Raw genomic sequence first — 19,052 nt, 5'->3', positions numbered from 1 at the left:
TTCCGGCCTTGTCGACGGCGCGATACAGGTATTTCCATTGGCCTCCGACCTTAATGTAGGTCTCGTCGACACGCCAGCTCTTGCCCACGGGGCGCTTGTGGCGGCGAAACGCTTTCTCCAGTACCGGCAGCAGCTTGATGGCCCAGCGGTGCACGGTCGAATGATCGACCGAAACGCCGCGCTCGGCCATCATTTCTTCGAGGTGCCGCAGGCTCAGCGGATAGGCCACATACCAGCGCACGCAGGTCAGGATCACCTCGAGCGGATAGTGCAGGCGTTTCAGTACTCGGGCCACCGGAGGATTCAACGTCTTCATCGAGGCTTCAGTCGTTCATGTCATTCCGCGCATCATAGCGAACCTCCTTACTGCAACAGAACCTGTTGAAGGAGATGGAATATGAATGCCAATGCACAGACCAACGAACCCAACATCGTAAACGGCCTTAACGTCGACGATCTGCTCGCCCTGATCGGGAGCGTCAAGGACGATGTCTCGAGAGCCGCTACCAGTTGGCGCGTGGCGACGACCTGGAAGGGCCAGACTCGAACTCGCGCCGAGGTGCAAGGGTTTTCGATCGGAGGGCAGCATGTATCGCGCCGTTTCACGATCGACATCGACGAGCCCGGCGAACTCGGCGGCTCGAACGAGTTTGCCAATCCTCAGGAGCATCTGATCGCCGCGCTGAACGCCTGCATAACGGTGGGTTTCGTGGCGCAATGCGCCGCCCGCGGGATTACGCTCGAATCCCTGCAGATCGAGACTGAGGGCGAAATCGACCTCAGGGGTTTTCTCGGGATCGACCCGCAAGTGGCAAACGGCTACGAGAGCCTGCGTTACACGGTTCGTATCAAGGGTGACGGGACCAGCCAGCAGTTCGCCGAAATCCATGACGCGGTAACGGCCACCTCCCCCAACGTCTACAATCTGGCGAACGCCGTCACCCTAAAATCGAGGCTCGTGGTCGAGTGAAGTTCGCGGCGTTGGCACGGCGGACCGAATCGTGTCCGTCGCGCCGCCTGTGTGTATCGCAATGGGCTGAACGTCTATTTGACAAAAATCCAAGCGGCCGTCTCACATCCACAGGATCGACCGGCTGCAACGGGTCCGAAAGTACTCATCCGCTTGCAACTGGGATTTACATTCGCGGCCGCCGACGCGCGAATATCGACTATAGCCGAATTGTGCGTGTAGCTCGTCCGTCAGGTTCCGGCGTAATGCAGCCGTTCCAACGGCAGGTTTCCTCTCTCGCTGAAGGGCAGGTTGTGGCCAAACCGCGAAATTCGATGAGTCTTCAATCGAAATTGGAGCGCCGTGCCCTTCCATCCATTTGCCGACCGACGCCCGCTCTCCACCGACTCTTTTCGAACCCTGCCTCACTCGTTAGCGGTAGCGAATTTCCGTCAGAGATCGAATGAAAGGCGTTTCCGATTCGCCGGATTGAAGAGCGCTCCATATCGCTAGCAGTGCCTTTCTATTCGCGATGGTCCACGCAGTAATAGCCCTGTCGTATTTTCGATCAAGATTCCCTTCGATTCGCTCACCAGTGTCCACAGCAAAAACGGCCGCGTGGTTAATTTGCCCATAATCCACGTGAAAATGGGCTCGGGAATGCCCTCGTTCTTGATACATCTTTAGCTTGATTTGCTGTCTCGCGACAAGAAGCTTATATAGATAACCTGACTGTTCTCTAGAGATCCGATCGACCTCTTCCAATGCGTCGCGAAGTGACTGAAGATTTAGCCCCCTCTTAGGTCGCAGACGAGTCAGCATACCTCCTGCAGCAGCGAGAATCAGCTTTAGTTTATTCATTTAATGCCTCTACCTCCGAGCATTGGAAGCGTAAGTCCCTGAACGATGAGTCAGACCCCGCCTTGAGGGCCTCTTATCGCATGTGTTTGGGAATCGATGTCGGCTTCGCGGCTTCGCCCATGCGGTTCCAAGACGGATAGAGCCATGGACTGGTCATTTCCAGAGTTGTGATCTTCGGCGTCGGTACGGCAGTACCATAGCCGAGCTTAAATTTTTCCAACGCGTCGACAACGGTGCCGATCAGCGCCTCAGGAATAAAAATCCATGGCCTAACTGGAAAATAATCGGGTATGGCGCAGTCACGGCGCAGCGCCTGAAGCAGCCCATCCCAGTTCTCGTGCCAGCCTGAAAGGCGCTTCAGTAGGCCTGTGGGTGGTTTGGCGAACGTGATTTCGCAAAGGAACACAGCGCGGGAACGAAAATCCACGGCGACGGCGTCGCAGTACCAGTGCGGTCCCGACGTATCGGGATTAGAACCTTCATTGAGTTGGATGCAGCATTGTGTATTGACGAAGACGGCTCGATCTGCGCGGAGATATTCGACAACGACGTTCTCGAAAAAGTCCATCTTCTGTCCCCCGATCATTTTTTTGGTTCGAAACGCGGGCGCGGGCTTCCGTGTGACTGACGAGCAAGCCCCTCTTGTGCGGCTTCGACGGCAACAGCCATCATAAAGCCTTGGGGAATGCGTGCGAGTGCGGTACACCTCTTTACAAGGCAATAATCTTCTTCGCCGGTCTGGAGGCGAGATGGAGGTCTCAATACGACCCACATTGGTCGGTCGGCACCCGCCTGGCTCTCCGTCTCAACTTCAATGCAAAACGGTCGTCGAACAGCGAGCAGTGCCGGCAGCAGATGATTCATTAAGCTGTACGACTGGCCGCAGATGAGAACGCCCGTCAAGGGGCAACTCTGTCGTCTATCACACGCTTTGCTGCGTTAAATCCTGCCGTCAAGGCGTCGTCCACCGTGCCGAAGACGCGGTTTCCTTCTGTGACCAGCCCAATCGGTACGCCTACTGGTCTTCTCGGGTCCGCCGTGTAGATACTCACCACCGCAACGTACCCAACCGGGGCCCATATGTGAATTCGCTTGACAGAGCCCGCACAGACTCAAGCTTCACGGTGACCTCAAAGCCTTTGTACGAGTACATTTTTTCCATTGATTCACTCCCAGCGTAGTAGACCGCGGGCCGGTCGCATTGGTACCGGCCTACTGACAGCGTCGCTTTGTCGCCCGCAATTGCCTGATTCCATGACGTACAAACAATCGCCGCCGCTGTTGATCAGCCCATAGCTCTCGACGAAGTCGCAATCGAGCAAGCTTATACGGGATCAAGCGAATTGATATCGCCGCCGTCAACCTCGGTGGCGGCTTGCGTAGGGATTGATCAGATATGCGTTCATCGTTCGCGCGCCCTCGGTTCGTCAGGTTAAAGGAACGCGAGGCATACATTCGGGCCGTTCCTCCGGGAGGTAAAGTCAGGAGGGTCGTCATCGTCGCTACATTCGCCGAGGATGGCCCCGACCATTGCAGTGGCCCGCTCGAAGACAAAGTAACACAACAACATGCCGTGTAGCGCTGGGACTTTTTGCGGCCCGGTAGCCAACAAATCTTGGCGGCTCGCGATTTGCGCGATTCAATTGAATGTGCGCTCCCGCACAGATCGGCCGCCATAATCATGCATGCATGCCTGCAAGCGAGTGACGGCGCGTCAACTCAACTGCTTTGGTTTTTCATGTGGTCGCCTGGAAGCTAGGACAACTACCGGGTGAGAACGGTCGTCGCGGCCGAATTTCCGTTACCAGGGCGGACACCACGTTGGAATGTCTGTCCGAGCGCGCCGCCAAAAGTCCGTACTCGGCCGTCTATACGCGCTCAGCCGACGGCGCCGCCGTTCAAAAACATTAGCCCTTCGCCAGCGGCAGCTTTGTAGCGTCATGGCCAGGGAGTGCAACCGGCCACAAGCAGTCAACGGCGGCGTTGTTTTGCTCGAGCGCTCCCTGCGACAAGAACGGCCATTACCGCGATGGCCGCGCTTCTGAAGTTTCGTGTTTCCGCGACCAACACGAAGACGCGCATGGCGTAGAGATGGTTCATTGCTTGCTTTCCTCAATCGCGCGATGCGTCGGTGTCCATCAGATGGATGTAATTGCAACGACATTACGTGGTAATACAAATAAGAAAATTGACGACTTTGTTGATGTACCGCAAACACGCTCTTTGGCGGGCATCGGATCGCTCCGTCATTTCGGCTTCGTGTTCGGAAAGTCCGTCGTAACGGCCTCCAAGTCGTGCCGGGAAGGTCAGTTTGCACAGGAATCCGCGCACAGCAGTCGCGTAAGTCCTCTACATGTAGAGGATTGAGCGTTTTCACGAGGTCACTGCATCTTTCAATGAGGGTGCGTACACAACGTTTTAAAGATGCCGGATTTCAATGGCGGGAACTAACAGGCACAAACTGAGCTGGTAAGCGAAAATTGTTCTGCGTCATATTGGACCAAGGGCCAATATCGGCCAGCGCGTGTCAAGGGTATTGTTGACACGAGGCATTCTTTGCTTGGGGATTGGGATGAGAACGACGACACGCTTGTTGAAGCTCATGGTCCGCGCGGCGGGCTCGTCGTCCTTTTGACCCATAGGTCGACTTGGTACCCGCGTCCAGACACCGTGTTCTGAACCCGCGCGAGGGCACACGGCCCGTATGCCGGGCAGGCGGCGATAGTCATGAAGCGCACGATCGACTGGACATCGTCGAGACTCGCGAATCGATCAGGCAAGCCGCTTACGATCTCGCCCGCAGCGGTCTCTGTGACGGATGGCAAGACGTGTGGCGCGCACTGCGCGCGCGGTTCAGCGTCGACCAATTGACGGCAATCTTCGAGAACCCTCTTTGCCGGCTCGACATTGACCAGCGTTGCTTTCGCGCGCGAAATCCAGGGGAGGCCGCGAGCGAATTGACAGGCGACCTGCCAGTAATCAGGCAAACCCCGCAGAAGGCGTCAATGAAGCTTCCGGCTTCCGATCGCGGCACGCGAAGGTCCGACCGATTGGCCATGCGAATCCGGGCCCTGTTGGCGGGTGGAAGCGAATGCACCGCAGTACAACTCGCTGAACAGCTGGGCACGAGTCGCACCGAAGTACTCATTGCTGCGCGTGCGATGCTGGCCGACGGGGCGCTGCAGGTCGCACGATATGTTGCTGCGGAGCATGGTGGCCGAGGAGCGCGCGTTTTCGTGTGCACCGGCGCGGGCGCGAGCCAAGGCGACTCTCCCAGTCTGTATGCATCATGGCCGCAGGCAGATCCTGTGGTAACGGGCGCTATCGACGCCATTGCGCGTCACAGGTGACGATCGACAGTGCAACGTTTTCATCTCTGACCAGTCAGTAGTCTCTTGTGTCAGGAGCAGTGCATGCTCAGCGCTCACGAATTCGTGGCATCGATGCTGGTCAAAGATTCAGCCGATCAGATTGCCGACCGGGAAGCGCTGGAGACGTTCGCGTGTCTCCGCGCTGGCATCATGAACCAAATCTGGATAGTGCAAAATTGACCACGGATTCAGCGTTCGTCGGACAGGTTGGCCGCAAAGCCTCATATCGTGGGTATGTGAAGTTCAGAACATCGACAATAGGAAGGATCGCCTGCCCGTGCGCCGACGCCTTCGACCGCGCGGCCGCGATCGGCATGACGCAGAACGCTCAGCGCGCGTCGTGGACAACTGAGGTTCGATGCTACCTGCTCTCAGCCGGCTGGATGCCTTGTTCTGAAGGCGGTTCGACGCTGTTTTCCTGTGCTGGCTGGCCCTCTTCCTCCGGAAGTGGCTCGACGCTCTCCGCGGTGGCCGGTGAAATGCGCTTGACCACGACAGGCGGCTCAACGCTCTGCACGGCATTCGGCGGATTGCTGTTGCCCGCGACGGGCGCCTCAACAATTGGCGCCGGGGCTCTGTGCTGCAGTTCGGTGCTCAGGCCCGTCCCGACGTTCGAGGTGGTGGTGTTCGCACTCTTGAGGACGCCGCGCGCATCGAACAGGAACACCCGCCGCCGACGTGTGCGTGTCGGCACCACCGACCAGCGACCCGATAATCGGGATGTAGTTTTCGGGGTGCGGCCTCGACGTCACATAGGTGTAAACGAGCAGCATCGAACCATCGTCGAGCGCGGTCTGCACTGATGCCGGGCCGAGCGTGGCCGTCACTTCCTGAATCGTCGTCACGCCACGCCTGAAGGTCGCCATCTGTTCAGGCCTCACTTCGACCCCGGCGGACATGCAACCGACCAGCAGCGCACCGCTCAGCAGCCCGAGTACCAGTCCGTGTTTCATGTCGCCCCCGCCCCCCGTGTTGCTTAATTCTAGGACGACGCAGTGCGGTCGGCACGCGGCGAGAGATCGGTGCCGGTCCACCTGACCTTGCCGGTTACGCAGTTGTGCCCTTCAACCCCGTCCCGGCGTGCGATACCGATTTCCGCCACGGCCGAGTACGCACAAGCTGTGGTGGCTTTACGCCTGCTCGTGGCACAGTGTCAGCGGGGTGAGTGCCGCCGGCGTGACTCGCGGATCGCCGCTCGCCAACGACGCCCTGCAGTATCAGGCCGATCTGCTGCGATACGTTGCGAGCGCGACGTGCACATAGGGCGATGGCCGCGCCGTGCAGAGCCTGGGACCGGCGATCCGCAAGGATGTGGCTCGCACAGCACCCGCTTACGTGCGAATTGCGGTACTACTCGATCGTGACATTCCCGCAGCCGGAACGATCTCGTCTATCCTGAAATCGAGCGAACAGGCTCTCACGCGTTGATTCGCAACAGGACAGCCAGGTCATCTTCTACGATCAGGCTGTGCCCGCCCGTACGCTTTTCGCCTACGTGAATGCGGATCATTGGGCGCTGGCGGCACCCGTTGCCCGGACGCATCCGGCAATAGGCGCGCTTTTCGTAACGCAGAACGCGTATTCCCGTGAGGTCCTCGTCGAGGCTATCTTGCGCTTCGCGGAGGAGGATCTGACAGAGCCCGCCCGGTGAAGCCATTCGCAACCGTGATTTTGCGTTAGCAGGCTGGCTTCGCCGCCGGGAAGGCGGGCATTGCAGCATCAACGGTTCGACCGTGAACCACCATGGAGGCAACAATGCGCAGAAGAAAGTTTTTACGGACGGGCGCTGCCGTACTCGCTGTCACAGGTCTTACGCTCACGGGCTCCCCAGCGACGATGCGTGACGCCGCTGCCACCGAGTCCAACGCATCGAAGCGGCAGGAAATCAATGCCAAGGTCCACGGGACGCTGTCGCGGCTGTATGAGACGGTCAAGGGTTCAAAGGAACTCGTCGCCAAGGCGAACGGCGTACTCGTGTTCCCGTCGGTGATCAAGGTCGGCTTCATTGCCGGTGGCGAGTACGGTGAAGGCGCATTGGATGTAGGCGGAAAGACAATCGGCTACTACAGCACGGTATCGGGATCATTCGGCTTGCAGGCAGGTGCGCAATCGAAGGCCATCATATTCCTGTTCATGACACATGACGCGCTCAACAGCTTTCGCAATTCCAAAGGCTGGTCGGTCGGCGGTGAAGGATCCGTCGCGCTGTTGAAGGTCGGAGCGAACGGAGCGATCGATACGACAACGGCCACGGCGCCCGTCGAAGCGATCGTGCTGACCAATGCCGGTCTCATGGGTGACGTGTCACTTTCGGGCACCAAGGTTTCCCGCCTGAAAATCTGATGACGAGCTTTTGCGTTTGCGTGGCGAGGTTTCGAGAGATGCGGGACGATCACCTCAGCGGCTGCGACAGTTCACCGACGGGCGACGATAGATTCGCAGCAGACAAACCTTCTCGCCACACGTGTTGCGCGAATTGCGAAGCCATGCTCGTTGATCCGCTCGTAATCGCGTCTTGTCAGGGGATACTTTCATCATGCCTCGAGACCCGCCGCACCCATCGTCATGATCATCGATTGCGACGCATCGCCATGCGATAGCGTGGTGGCATCAACGTTTAGTTAATGTTGCCTGTAACGCGGGCGGGGGCATTCAGTGACTTTCCCATGATCAAGGGGGTTCCGCTTCGGATCATCCGTCCGAAAACGAGAGTGCAATGGAGGAAAAACGCGTTCCCATCGTCGACGCTGAAAATATGGCGCCTGCCAAAAGCTGGCGCGCGTTATTCCCCCCGGCGCAATGGTTGTTCACCTATCAGCTACCGTGGATTCCATCCGACGTCGTAGCGGGCGTCACGCTTGCGGCCTACGGCATACCTGTCTCGCTTGCGTATGCGACGCTTGCCGGCTTGCCACCGCAATATGGCATTTACTGCTATCTGGTTGGAGGCCTGTCTTACGCTTTGCTCGGCTCATCTCGCCAACTGGCCATCGGGCCCACCTCGGCGATCTCTATGCTCGTCGGCGTAACCGTCACAGATATGGCGGGCGGAGATCCGGCCCGGTTCGCGTCTATCGCCGCTTTGACCGCGATACTGATCGCGCTCATGTGCCTGCTTGGGTGGATTTTGCGGCTAAGCTCGCTCGTCAACTTCATCAGCGAAACGATCCTGCTTGGGTTCAAGGCCGGGGCTGCGCTGACGATCGCGCTGACGCAACTGCCCAAGCTGTTTGGCGTTGAGGGAGGCGGCGAGGAGTTCTTCGAGCGCATTGTGATTCTGGCCGGGCAATTGCCTGATACACATCCCGTTGTGCTCGCATTCGGTGTCGGTGCACTGGCGCTGCTCCTGTTAGGGGAAAAATTGCTACCCGGTCGCCCGGTCGCGTTGTTCGTCGTAGCGTTGGCCATTGTCCTGCTTTCGGTGACGTCACTGGGCGAGATGGGATTCAAGGTCGTAGGCGCATTGCCCCGAGGTTTGCCACACTTCCATTTCCCCGCACTCCGGGTGCGTGACGTGGACGGCATCGTTCCACTAGCGTTCGCATGTCTGCTGTTGTCATATTTGGAAAGCGTGTCGGCCGCGCGCGCCATCGCACAAAAAAACGGCTATGAAATCGATTCGCGCCGGGAACTGCTGGGATTGGGTGCGGTTATCCCGTGGCGGGCGGCTTGTCACAGTCGTCCGTCAATGACAAGGCCGGCGCAAAGACGCCGCTTGCGCTCGTGTTTGCTTCAATCACAATTGGTCTCTGCCTGATGTTCCTGACAGGCCTGCTCAACAACCTGCCGAACGTGGTGCTTGCCGCCATCGTATTGGTGGCGGTCAAGGGCCTTGTGGACACTCGCGAATTGCGGCACGTGTGGCACGTGAGTCGTTACGAGTTCCTGGTGTCAATGGTCGCCTTTGTTGCGGTATTGCTGCTCGGCATCCTCAAAGGGGTGATTTTCGCGGCGTTAGCTTCAATGCTGGTGCTCATCACGCGCGCCGCGCATCCGCATGTGGCCATCCTCGGACGCATTCCCGGCACACACCGGTATTCGGACATCGATCGTCATCCTGACAACGAGGCAATTCCGGGCGTGCTGCTGTTTCGCGTCGAAGCGTCGCTGCTTTACTTCAACATCGAACATGTACGAGCGACGGTATGGGAGAGAATCCGGTCGAGCACCAGTCCGGTCAGGCTGGTGATATGCGATCTTTCCAGTTCTCCGACCGTGGACATCGCGGGGGCGCGCATGCTTGCGACAGTGCACGCTGATCTTCTGAAGAGCGGTGTGCGTCTGCGGGTTGTTGCCGCCCATGCCGGCGCACGCGAGATCCTGCGCGCAGAGGGACTTGAACAGCAGGTCGGAGATCTCGGGCGACGTGTTTCGGCGGATGATGTAGTCGAGGCGTTCCTGAACGATAGCGACACGAAAATCGGGGTGTCGGCGGACGCGGCGCCCAGAGCACAGCCCGATGCAGGCTCCTGAAGTCGAAAATACTACGTGATCGCGGTTAGTGCTTGCTGGCTACAGACATCCATGCAAGCCGCAGATCGAAGAGCATGTCACAGCCGCCACTTTGAACTAGAATTCTGCCGGGGTAGCAGAGAGCCAGCCGCTGAGTTCACGCGCAGGGACGGCAAGTTCTTGCGACGCAACGAGGCTTCGTGAACAATTCATGAAACAGGGGATCGTGATGCGTGCCCACCTCGCTCTCGTTGTCTTGCCATTCCTGGTTATTGGCTGCAACACGCCGCCAATTCCCCCAGGCAAACCTGTCGATATTCCCACGGCGTTGGAGAAGGTCATGGAGGGTCTGTGCAATTTCAAAAAGGAACAGACGGCACGCGGACAGGACTGGGGCGTTGCTATTGAATCGATTACCGTGGAACTCGATCTGACGGTGGACGGAGCAAGGAATCCTCCTGTGGCGGTGGCTCCCGATATTCAGTTTATCCCGACCGTCAGTTACGGACAGATCATCACGGCCAACAGAGGAAGCAGGATCGCGCTTACGCTGAAGAATACGGGCGGTAGCCGTGTTCCCACTGGCGAGTGCGATGTCTCGAAGACCGCAAAATAGCTAGTCGTTGAGGAGCGGTTGAAGGTCGAAAGGCGCTGCAACAAACGCGCGGAGTCGAGGGACTTTGCCTCAGCGCGAGATAGTTGATAAGGCAAGGAGAATCAACAAGGCGACCGTATCGCACGCGGCGCACGCGCGATCAGCCTGGAAAACCCGCTTCCCCATAGCGTGGTCTTACGCGGCAAGCCCAAGAGGCACAGGACTCGCCGCGTCATCCGGTCGATCAATCGTAAAGCCAGCGCCCATACTGCAGTGACCAGTACCATTGGCCGGTCTGCGGCGCGGGCTGATACTGGGCGACCCACGGTGCCGGTGGCGCGTAGCAGGCGTAGGGAGGAGGTGCCGCGTAGCCCGGCGCGTCGCGCCTTGTCGAAGGAGGTGCCCTTCATGGACTGGTACCGAGGAAGCGTCGCCGCCGTGATCATCGCCGTGACCAGCGCGCAGGCGTCGGAAGCCGAGCTGACTCATGGAGACGCCAGCGCGCAGTGGCAGTTCGCCCTCGCGCCATACCTGTGGCTGCCATCCGTGGACGGGACGATGCATTTTCTCGCTGCCGGGCGGTGGCGCCGATGCGTCCACGGGGCCATACGACTATCTGCAAAACCTCAAATTCGCCTTCATGCTGCAAGGCGAAGCGCGTAAGGGCGACTGGAGCTTCTTCGCGGACGGGATCTATCTGAACTTCGGGCGGCACGAGAGTTCGGTCAATGCGACGAACGGCCTGTTCGGGCCTCGCGGAACCCAGCAGAGCGTTGAAACGAACTTTCGCGGCACGTTGATCGAGATCGGTGGCGGGCGAACGGTGATGCGGCAGTCGTGGGGCTCCGTCGATGCGATCGTGGGGATGCGGTATCTCGGTGTGAAGGGGACGCTCGACGCGATGGCTGTCTCGACCACGGGCGCAAGTTCGGGCGCGAACCAGCAACTCGACGTATCGCAGGTGCAGAACATTTTCGACGGATTCGCGGGCGTTCGGGGACGCGTGTCAATCACGGGCGACGGCAGCTGGTACATGCCGTTCTATCTCGATCTTGGCGCGGGAACGTCGAAGTTCACATGGCAGGCGATGACAGGGCCCGGCTATGCGATGAAATGGGGCGACGTCAGCCTGACGTATCGATATCTCGCCTTCTACGGCTCCGGTGATCAGCTCGTGCAGACGCTGCGCTTCAGCGGTCCGAGCCTGAATGTGAATTTCAGGTTCTGAATGCGCGTTGCCTGCGGTGATCCTGGTGCTGATTTTCTTCTTTACGCACTACACGTTCGCTAGTGTCACCGCCCATACGACGCCGATGCTCCCCGTCATGCTGACTGTGGGCTCGACGATTCCCGGCATGCCGATGGAGGCGTTTGCGCTGTTGCTTGCCCTGACGCTGGGCATCATGGGTATCCTGGCACCTTACGAAACCGGGCCGACCCCGGTCCATTTCGGCAGCGGATATCTGCCTGCTGCCGACTACCGGAGACTCGGCGCGATCTTTAGTGTCATCGACGTCGTGGTCTTTCTCCTGATCAGCGTGCCGATCCACCCCTCGTGGTATCTAGCGCCGGCCGCCGCGTGAACCGCCTCCGCCACCACCGCGGGCTACGCCACTTCCGGGGTTGAAGTTCGAGGACTGGGCGCTTGCACGGCCGCGATTGTAGTCGCGCTGACTCGCGCCGCCTGCGCCGACGCCCTGGAATGCGGTGTCGCGCCCGCCACCCGAGTAGCCGCCGCTTCTGTAGGAAGTTTGTGCGCCCGTTGCTCCGGCAGGAGCGGACGTGCGGGCGCGATTGCCGGCTGAAGCACTCCGATTGGGCATTTCCGCCCGATTGCCAGCTGCGGCATTGCGGTTGGCGGTCTGGGCACGACTGCCCGCGGCAGCCTCTCGACTGGACTTGCCGGCCCGATTGCCGGCACCCGCGGTCTTTGTTCCGCCTGTGCGGTTGGCGGCCTTCGCATTGGTGGCGCGTCCTGTACGATTACCCGCGGCCTGGTTGCCTCCTCGCGCCCGATTGGCCAGGCTTGTGCGTTCGGGCGCGCTGCCTGAGCGTCCGCGATAGTCGCTCCGCGCGTTGGCGCCTTGTGCGCCTCGCGCGTACTTGTCACGCGTCGCGTTGTCGCGGTACGCGACGCCCTGGCGATGCCCCGCGTCGTGCTGCCACTTGCCTCCCTCCACTTTGGTCCGGTCGAAATTGCGGTCGATGTTCGCGGCCTTGTTGACGTTGACATTGACGTTATTGTTATTCCAGTCGCAATTGCTGAAGATCGCGCCTGCGGCGGCGATGCCGAGTCCCCATGCGAACCCGCTCGCGAGTGCGGCGCCGGGATAATAGGCCGGGTAGGGTGGCCAGTAGGTGGGCGGGTAGGCCGGCGCGCTCCAGCCACCGTAGGCCACAGTCGGGTTGTAGGACGGCACATAAACGACCTGTGGATCGGACGGTTCGATGCGCACGATGGTCTGCGATGCGTGTGCCGCCTGGCCGCCGTTGCCTCCCGGTGCAGGCGCTTCGACGATCACCTTCTGTTGCGCGTTAGACGTCAGGTTTCCCGCCTGTTGCGCGCGAATCCTCAATCGTTGCACGGCATCGAGAACATCCTTCTGACTGGCGAGGAACGCATCGCCGAGCTTTTGCGTCCAGTCGAGCTTGTCGTTCATCGGCTCGAGCACTTGTGGGAATGCCACCAGTGACTTGACGCTGACGTCCCATGGCTGGTTCTCGACTGCCTTTACTGCGGCGTCGCCTTTCAGGTTGCGGTGCGCCTTTACCCAGCGGGCGGCATGCACGACTTCGAGCGGATACGTCGACGCCATCAAGACCTGGGACAACAGGGAATCCGGATAAAGCGCGATCGGCGCGACCAGCGCCTCGATTTCTTCCGACGCAAGTTGCTGCGCCTGAGTCTGGACCACCGAGGCCGGGGCCGGCGCGGATGCAGCAGGCGGAACAGACGCCGTAGCGGGAACGGAGGCAGGAGCTGGCGCCGAAGCGGCCTGCGTCTGAGTCTGCTGATTCTGTTGCTTCGCCGGACAGCCCGCCAGCAGGACGACGAGGCCGGCACTCAAGAATCGTGCAATCCAGTTCGTCATGGTCACTCCGACTTTCGTTCTTCCGGGGGGCTTAACGATCACCGGGCAACGAATGCTCCGGGCTTGCGCGTCACGACAATCGACCCGGATTCGGAAAAGGCGCGTGTCGGCTGGCTTCATTGTGTCCGGCGTGATCCCGCGATCCAGTGAGCGGTGCCGGGTGGCGCGGCATCGAGTGTCTGAAAAAGAGGACGCGGCGCGTTACTGAGCATCGGCATCAGGCACTTTGCTCCAACCCGGACCCGGGTTAAACGACTTCGTGGCCTCCGCTTTGGTGGCACTGTCCGGTCCGAGATCTCGTTGGTAGACCTGCCCGGCGTGACTCACCATGAAACTCTTGATTCCTGTATCTCCGTATTTGACCGGCCACGCGATGACGGCAAATCCGCCGAACAGCTTGCCTCGCACGACGTAGTGATAGGCACCACCGGGCGCGTGGGATCCTTGTGACTCGAGCAGCTTGTAGTGATACCCGTAATAGCCGGCGTTCTTGGAATTGCGCGAACTCGCATCAACGAACGCGTCGCCGAGCGGACTCGGGGTTTCGTCCGGCCCGGTAGGCCAGTACAAACCGTCGTGTCTGCCTGGCGAACTTACCATCCGCGAGGCATAGGCAAGGACGCCCTCGCCGTCGTGATTGGTCTGCGCGTACTCGCGCTGCGCATCGTAGATTGCGAGCATCGTCTGAATGACGGCCAGTTCGTTGCGTCCGATGCGCCGCAATCGCATTTCTTCAGCACCGGCGTTGGTATCGAAGTGCCAACCTTTACTGCTCTTCACGAGCGGTATCGGGAACGTCCAGCCGTTGTCGCCCACGACGATGTGCGCGCGCCCTTTAACCGTCGGCCCGATAGTGTGGGACCTTGCCCATTCCGCGACAAATGTACCTCGCAGCTCGCCACCAACAGGTGGTATCAGATCACGGAAGTCGTTGCCAAAGATCTTGCGCAACGTATCCTCGCGGTCTTTCACGACGGCGTCTCCAAAGGCGTTCATCGCCGCCTCCGGCGAACTGAAGTTCATTTGCGCGTGCACCGCTGGCGCCATCGCGACCGACAGGATGGCTGCGACCGCAAGGTTCGCGAGTGTGGGCGTCAGCCACTGCCGGAAGACGCATGAACGGAAAGCCATGATTCCCCTCTCCTTAGCGCCGGCCGCCGCGGAATCCACCGCCGCCACGCATGCCTCCACCACCGGAGGGCCGGTTAACGCCTGAATCCCGCATGCTCGAGCTTCCCCTGTCGAAGTTGCGTTGTGCGGTGCGGCCGCTCGTGCCCACGCCGTTGAAAGCATTGTCGCGTCCGCCGCTGTAACCACCCCCGCGATCGCCACTACTGGCACGATTCACGTCACCTCCTGCGCGATTCGACGCGCCCCGGTTCGCGCCAGCAGAACGGTCCGCCGTCGCTGCGCGATTGCCTGCCCCTGCCCGATCATTGGCGGTGCCACGGCCGCGATACTGGTCACGCGTGCCGGCACGCGGTGACTGACCGGCGAATTTGTCGCGCGTGGCATTGTCGCGATAGGCGACGCCCTGACGATGGCTCGCATCATGCTGCCAGCGGCCGTTCCTCTCTCCGTTCTTGAATTTCGAACTGTCGAAGTTACGGTCGACGTTCCTGGCCTTGTCGACGTTGATGTTGACGTCGTCTCCCCCCCAACACGAGTTGCAGTCCGCGAAGATCGCACCGGCAGCAAGAAGGCCGATGCCAAAGGCGAGGCCCGCGCCTGGATAGTACCCGGGGTAATAGGCGGGATACGGCGGCCAGTAGTAAGGCGGATAGGCCGGATAGCTCCACGCGCCATACACGACAGTCGGGTCATAGGCGGGCACATAGATCACCTGCGGGTTGGCGGGCTCGATCTTCACGATGGTCTGCCCGCCGCCAGCAGGCGCCTGTTCGACGATCACGTTCTGCTGTTCGTTCGACTTGAGGTTGCCCGACTCCTTCGCGTGTGCCCGCAAGCGCTGCACAGCAGCGAAGACGTCCTTTTGCTGCGCAAGAAAGGCGTCGCCGAGCTTCTGGGTCCAGTCGAGCTTGTCACTCATCGGCTCAAGTATCTGCGGGAACGCCACCAGCGATTTCACACTCGTGTCCCACGGCTGGTTCTCTACCGCCTTCACAGCGGCGTCGCCCTTCACATTCGGATTCGCCTTTACCCAGCGCGCCGCGTGCACGATCTCCAGCGGATAGGTTGACGCCATCAATACCTGAGCCAGCATGGAGTCCGGGTAGAGTGCGATCGGCGCGACCAGGGCCTCGATCTCCTCTGGCTTGAATGGCGCCGGGCCCGACGCCACCGGGCCTGATGGTGCGGGGCCTGGTTGCGCCGGGCCTGATGGCGCGGTGTTCACTGCCCCGGGACCCGATTGCACCGGGCTAGATGGCGCGGGGCTCAATGCGGCGGAGCCTGATGGCGGGGGACTCGCCGGACCATGATCTGCACACGAGGGAATGGTGGCTGGCAGAACCAGCCACAACAGATAAGCTCTAGCCCATTGGGATTTGCAGTTGATCATGGCCACTCCGTCCGGCAGGTTCCTGTCGCGGACAACGAGGCGTTCCTGCCTGTCACAGAACTCGCTGGTGCCTGCATGCGTGCCTGCCCGGATGGTCTGGGCGTCGGCTCGGGAAGCAGAGAGTTCGGGATAAACCCAATCGCGAGTGCTTCCCATCCGACTCCGAACCAGTCACCAGTCGTGGGTTCCTTACCGCCGATAAGGAGCATCAGCAAAACGCAGGCAACAATGACATGTAGCCAGAATACAGCCAGCCCGAATCCCGCGAGGCCATGTCTCATGTCGAGTCTCGAACTACGGTGAAAAGCCGACACTTCCCAGCTTATATGCGTTGAAATGGATGTTGATTGGACTTTGGTCCAATGAATCGCTGGACACGGGACGCTTGATCTGGCGTGCTCTATCTCTTCCTGAATTGCGCGCGCTGAATAAATTCGCGTGTTTCTGGCGGTAGGCCGTAGTCTCCGTTGTCGCCGTGGTCCCTGTTGCGATCCCCCAGTTGCTGTACAACTCGCGTACCCGGTCGGCCAGCGTCGGGCTGATGTCGTCGATCGTAAGCCCAGCACTTTCGCTGCGCCCAGATCAACGCAATCCAGTCGCGTTGATCTCCTTCGCGCTCTCGTAGGCGTTTCGAATGTCGCGTCGGCTCCAGACTGCAGCAAAATGCGAGAAGACTCGGGAATATTCCTTTGTTTGGGTCGCGCCCGCCCGGAATAGTTTCTGCCAGCGACCCTATCCTGGCCTTAAAACCGGGATCATCTCTAAGGCTGCCTTGAGGTGTTCAACGGCCATCCACACATCCGGGGTCGCCTGGCAAATCGTCAGATGAATGGCCGTCGGAGCTGGAAACGTTGCACGGTCACCCGTGACGCGCAATGGCGTCGATAGCGCCCGTTACCACGGGATCTGCCTCCGGCCATGATGCGTACAGTCGGGGAGAGTCTCCCTGGCTCGCGCTGGTGCACGCGAAAACGCGCGCTCCTCGGCCACCATGCTCCGCGGCAACATATCGTACGACTTGCAGTTCCCCGTCGGCCAGCATCGCACGCGCAGCGATGAGTACTTCATTGCGACTCGTGCCTAGCTGTTCAGCGAGTTGTACCGCGGTGCATTCGCTTCCGCCTGCCAACAGCGCCTGGATTCGCATGGCCAATCGGTCGGACCTTCGTCTGCTGCCCCGATCCAAAGCCGAAAGCTTCATTGACGTTCTCTGGGGGGCTTGCCTGATTACTGGCAGGTCGCTTGTCAATTCGCTTGCGATTTCCCCTGGATTTCGCGCGCGAAAGCAACGCTGGTCAATGTCGAGCCGGCAAAGAGGGTTCTCGAAGATTGCCGTCAATTGGTCGACGCTGAACCGCGCGCGCAGTGCGCGCCACACGTCTTGCCATCCGTCACAGAGACCGCTGCGGGCGAGATCGTAAGCGGCTTGCCTGATGGATTCGCGAGTCTCAACGATGTCCCAGTCGATCGTGCGCTTCATGACTGCCTCCGCCTACGTCGACAGCACGCCGCCTGCCCGGCATACGGGCCGTGTGCCCTCGCGCTGGTTCTGGATACGGTACCTGTACGCGGGTACCAGGTCGACCTAAAGTTATAGTCGAAAGCAACGAGCCAGCCGCACGGACCATGAACTTCAACAGGTGTGTTGTCGTTCTCATTGCAATCCCCAAGCAAATAATGCGTCGTGTCAACAATACCTTTGACACGCGTTGACCGATATTGGACCAAGGTCCAATATGACGCAGAACACTTCCCGCTTACCGGCCCCGTTTTGTGCACTTAGTTCCCGCTCCACTCGATTTCAAAGTTGTGTACGCAATCACATTGACGAATGCAGTGACCTCGTGAAACGCTCAATCCGAAGGCGAAGTGACGGGGCGTGCTCCGAAGCTCGCCAACGAGCGCGTTTGCGGCAGATTGACAAACTCATCAATTTTCTTATTAGTATTACCACGTAAGGTCGTTGCAGTTACATCAATCTGATGGACACCGTCGCATCGCACGATTGAGGGATACAAGCAATGAACCATGTCTACGCCATGCGAGTCTTCGTGCAGGCCGCGGAAGCACGAAGCTTCAGAAGCGCGGCCAAACAGTTGAACGTGTCCACTGCACTGGTCACTCGATCAGTCGCGAATCTTGAAGCACATCTTCGCACCCGGCTCATGAATCGCACGACACGCGCAGTTTCACTCACGGAAGCAGGCAAGCACTATCTCGACGGCTGTAGGGCAATACTCGAGGAACTCGACCGTCTCGATGCATCAGTATCGGCTGGGGAACGGGAGATAGCCGGCGTATTGCGTATTATGGCGACGGACGCACTGTCGCCCGAGGTGATGACGGCACTCATTGACGGCTTCCGGCGTCGCTACCCGAAGGTGCAGGTCCGGCTTAGCCTCACAGACCGGGAAGCGGATCAGTTTGCAGAAGGGTATGACGCAGGCTTGCTCGTTGCCAGTCCATCGACAGATGTTGATTGCATCCAGCTGCCGTTAGTGACGCAGAGCCTTGTGCCGTGTGCGGCACCGTCATACCTGTCAACGTGTGGCAATCCGCAGGAGCCGGCCCAGCTTGAAGTACATTCCTGCATCGCGACGATGACCGCCGAAAAACGCGGCCCTACGGCATGGCAGTTCGTCGACGTCAACGACCTGCAATCCGTGACATTCAGACCATCCTACGCTGCCAATAGCAGCTTGCTCATCCGACTCGCCGCCATCGCGGGAATGGGCATTGTCTTGCTGCCCGAATCGCTCGTGGCTGAAGATTTGGCAAGGGGTGTATTGAAGCGCATCATGCCCGGATACCACGTTGATGGATCGACGACACAGGTATGGCTCTTCTATCCTCGTCGCCGCTTTTTGCCGCCAGTCACAGGCGCGTTCATCACCTACATGCTCGAGCATGCAGGTCGTGCAGGGTCAACGGTCCCGGCGATCCGCGCGCGCTCTCTTCCGCGCCCGAAGCATTCAACGTCTGCTTCTGAATGCGGAGGCGACCTGGCAATGTCCGGGTAGGTGCGCGTCCGTACGTCACCTTATGGCCGACGAGGCTTGCCGGTCGTACCGGCGCGCGTGAGCTTCCAAGCAGTGCGTCGCCAGTAGGACCGTGAGCGACCCTCACGAGACGTTCAGCTATACAGCATCAACGGCTGGTCCCGTCGTCCTTTCGGACACTCGAAATTTTGAGCATGGCACCGTTCTTGGGT

Annotated in this window: 16 protein-coding genes and 1 pseudogene; 8 read left to right on the top strand and 9 right to left on the bottom strand. The window is 59.8% G+C overall.

Annotated features, from left to right (window positions below):
- A partial coding sequence (locus GCT13_RS14915) for an IS6 family transposase (protein WP_152759269.1) occupies positions 1-316 on the bottom strand: 316 nt, incomplete at its 3' end.
- An 81-nt stretch (positions 317-397) separates the two neighbouring features.
- Here GCT13_RS14915 and GCT13_RS14910 point away from each other — a divergent pair.
- Positions 398-970 (top strand): OsmC family protein, encoded by a 573-nt coding sequence (locus tag GCT13_RS14910; RefSeq protein ID WP_152759266.1) that lies wholly within the window; start codon positions 398-400, stop codon positions 968-970.
- 411 nt (positions 971-1,381) lie between these two features.
- Here GCT13_RS14910 and GCT13_RS14905 read toward each other — a convergent pair whose 3' ends face one another.
- The 3 genes from GCT13_RS14905 to GCT13_RS50565 all read right to left on the bottom strand — a co-directional run bounded on the left by GCT13_RS14905 (position 1,382) and on the right by GCT13_RS50565 (position 3,910).
- Complete coding sequence (locus GCT13_RS14905; RefSeq protein ID WP_227746846.1) at positions 1,382-1,810, bottom strand: DUF4160 domain-containing protein; 429 nt, start codon at positions 1,808-1,810, stop codon at positions 1,382-1,384.
- Between the two features lie 73 nt (positions 1,811-1,883).
- Entirely contained in the window at positions 1,884-2,378 is a 495-nt protein-coding gene (locus GCT13_RS14900; protein WP_152759263.1) for a hypothetical protein, read from the bottom strand.
- 1,403 nt (positions 2,379-3,781) lie between these two features.
- Complete coding sequence (locus tag GCT13_RS50565) at positions 3,782-3,910, bottom strand: hypothetical protein (protein WP_265335289.1); 129 nt, start codon at positions 3,908-3,910, stop codon at positions 3,782-3,784.
- 1,313 nt (positions 3,911-5,223) lie between these two features.
- On the opposite strand from GCT13_RS50565, the gene GCT13_RS48365 reads away from it, so the two are divergent.
- A complete protein-coding gene (locus GCT13_RS48365; protein WP_193727669.1) occupies positions 5,224-5,361 on the top strand; it encodes a hypothetical protein in 138 nt (45 codons plus the stop codon).
- A 374-nt stretch (positions 5,362-5,735) separates the two neighbouring features.
- Here the strand turns inward: GCT13_RS48365 and GCT13_RS14880 are convergent, their stop codons facing one another.
- Positions 5,736-6,134, bottom strand: a complete 399-nt coding sequence (locus GCT13_RS14880; protein ID WP_227746845.1) for a hypothetical protein — start codon at positions 6,132-6,134, stop codon at positions 5,736-5,738.
- 802 nt (positions 6,135-6,936) lie between these two features.
- On the opposite strand from GCT13_RS14880, the gene GCT13_RS14870 reads away from it, so the two are divergent.
- From GCT13_RS14870 to GCT13_RS14850, 5 genes and pseudogenes are all read left to right on the top strand, one after another.
- Positions 6,937-7,524, top strand: a complete 588-nt coding sequence (locus GCT13_RS14870) for a BPSL1445 family SYLF domain-containing lipoprotein (RefSeq protein ID WP_152759260.1) — start codon at positions 6,937-6,939, stop codon at positions 7,522-7,524.
- Positions 7,525-7,897: 373 nt separating this feature from the next.
- A pseudogene (locus GCT13_RS14865) lies at positions 7,898-9,654 on the top strand (SulP family inorganic anion transporter).
- A gap of 190 nt (positions 9,655-9,844) precedes the next feature.
- Entirely contained in the window at positions 9,845-10,249 is a 405-nt protein-coding gene (locus tag GCT13_RS14860; RefSeq protein WP_152759257.1) for a hypothetical protein, read from the top strand.
- A gap of 466 nt (positions 10,250-10,715) precedes the next feature.
- Positions 10,716-11,456 (top strand): hypothetical protein, encoded by a 741-nt coding sequence (locus tag GCT13_RS14855; protein ID WP_152759254.1) that lies wholly within the window; start codon positions 10,716-10,718, stop codon positions 11,454-11,456.
- A 16-nt stretch (positions 11,457-11,472) separates the two neighbouring features.
- A complete protein-coding gene (locus GCT13_RS14850; RefSeq protein ID WP_321574365.1) occupies positions 11,473-11,811 on the top strand; it encodes an anion permease in 339 nt (112 codons plus the stop codon).
- Here GCT13_RS14850 and GCT13_RS14845 read toward each other — a convergent pair.
- The 4 genes from GCT13_RS14845 to GCT13_RS14830 form a co-directional block, all read right to left on the bottom strand.
- Entirely contained in the window at positions 11,791-13,440 is a 1,650-nt protein-coding gene (locus tag GCT13_RS14845; RefSeq protein WP_407670796.1) for a DUF3300 domain-containing protein, read from the bottom strand. The two genes, GCT13_RS14850 and GCT13_RS14845, sit on opposite strands and share 21 nt — an antisense overlap.
- Positions 13,441-13,521: 81 nt before the next feature.
- Positions 13,522-14,451 (bottom strand): DUF2950 domain-containing protein, encoded by a 930-nt coding sequence (locus GCT13_RS14840; protein ID WP_152759249.1) that lies wholly within the window; start codon positions 14,449-14,451, stop codon positions 13,522-13,524.
- 13 nt (positions 14,452-14,464) lie between these two features.
- Complete coding sequence (locus GCT13_RS14835; protein WP_227746844.1) at positions 14,465-15,841, bottom strand: DUF3300 domain-containing protein; 1,377 nt, start codon at positions 15,839-15,841, stop codon at positions 14,465-14,467.
- 859 nt (positions 15,842-16,700) lie between these two features.
- Complete coding sequence (locus GCT13_RS14830) at positions 16,701-17,321, bottom strand: hypothetical protein (RefSeq protein WP_152759246.1); 621 nt, start codon at positions 17,319-17,321, stop codon at positions 16,701-16,703.
- A gap of 541 nt (positions 17,322-17,862) precedes the next feature.
- On the opposite strand from GCT13_RS14830, the gene GCT13_RS14825 reads away from it, so the two are divergent.
- Positions 17,863-18,861, top strand: a complete 999-nt coding sequence (locus GCT13_RS14825; RefSeq protein WP_152759243.1) for a LysR family transcriptional regulator — start codon at positions 17,863-17,865, stop codon at positions 18,859-18,861.
- The last annotated feature ends 191 nt before the right edge of the window (positions 18,862-19,052 follow it).

The sequence above is a fragment of the Paraburkholderia franconis genome, assembly GCF_009362735.1.
In the GTDB taxonomy this organism is placed as follows: domain Bacteria; phylum Pseudomonadota; class Gammaproteobacteria; order Burkholderiales; family Burkholderiaceae; genus Paraburkholderia; species Paraburkholderia franconis.
This window is presented reverse-complemented; position numbering and strand designations above follow the sequence as displayed.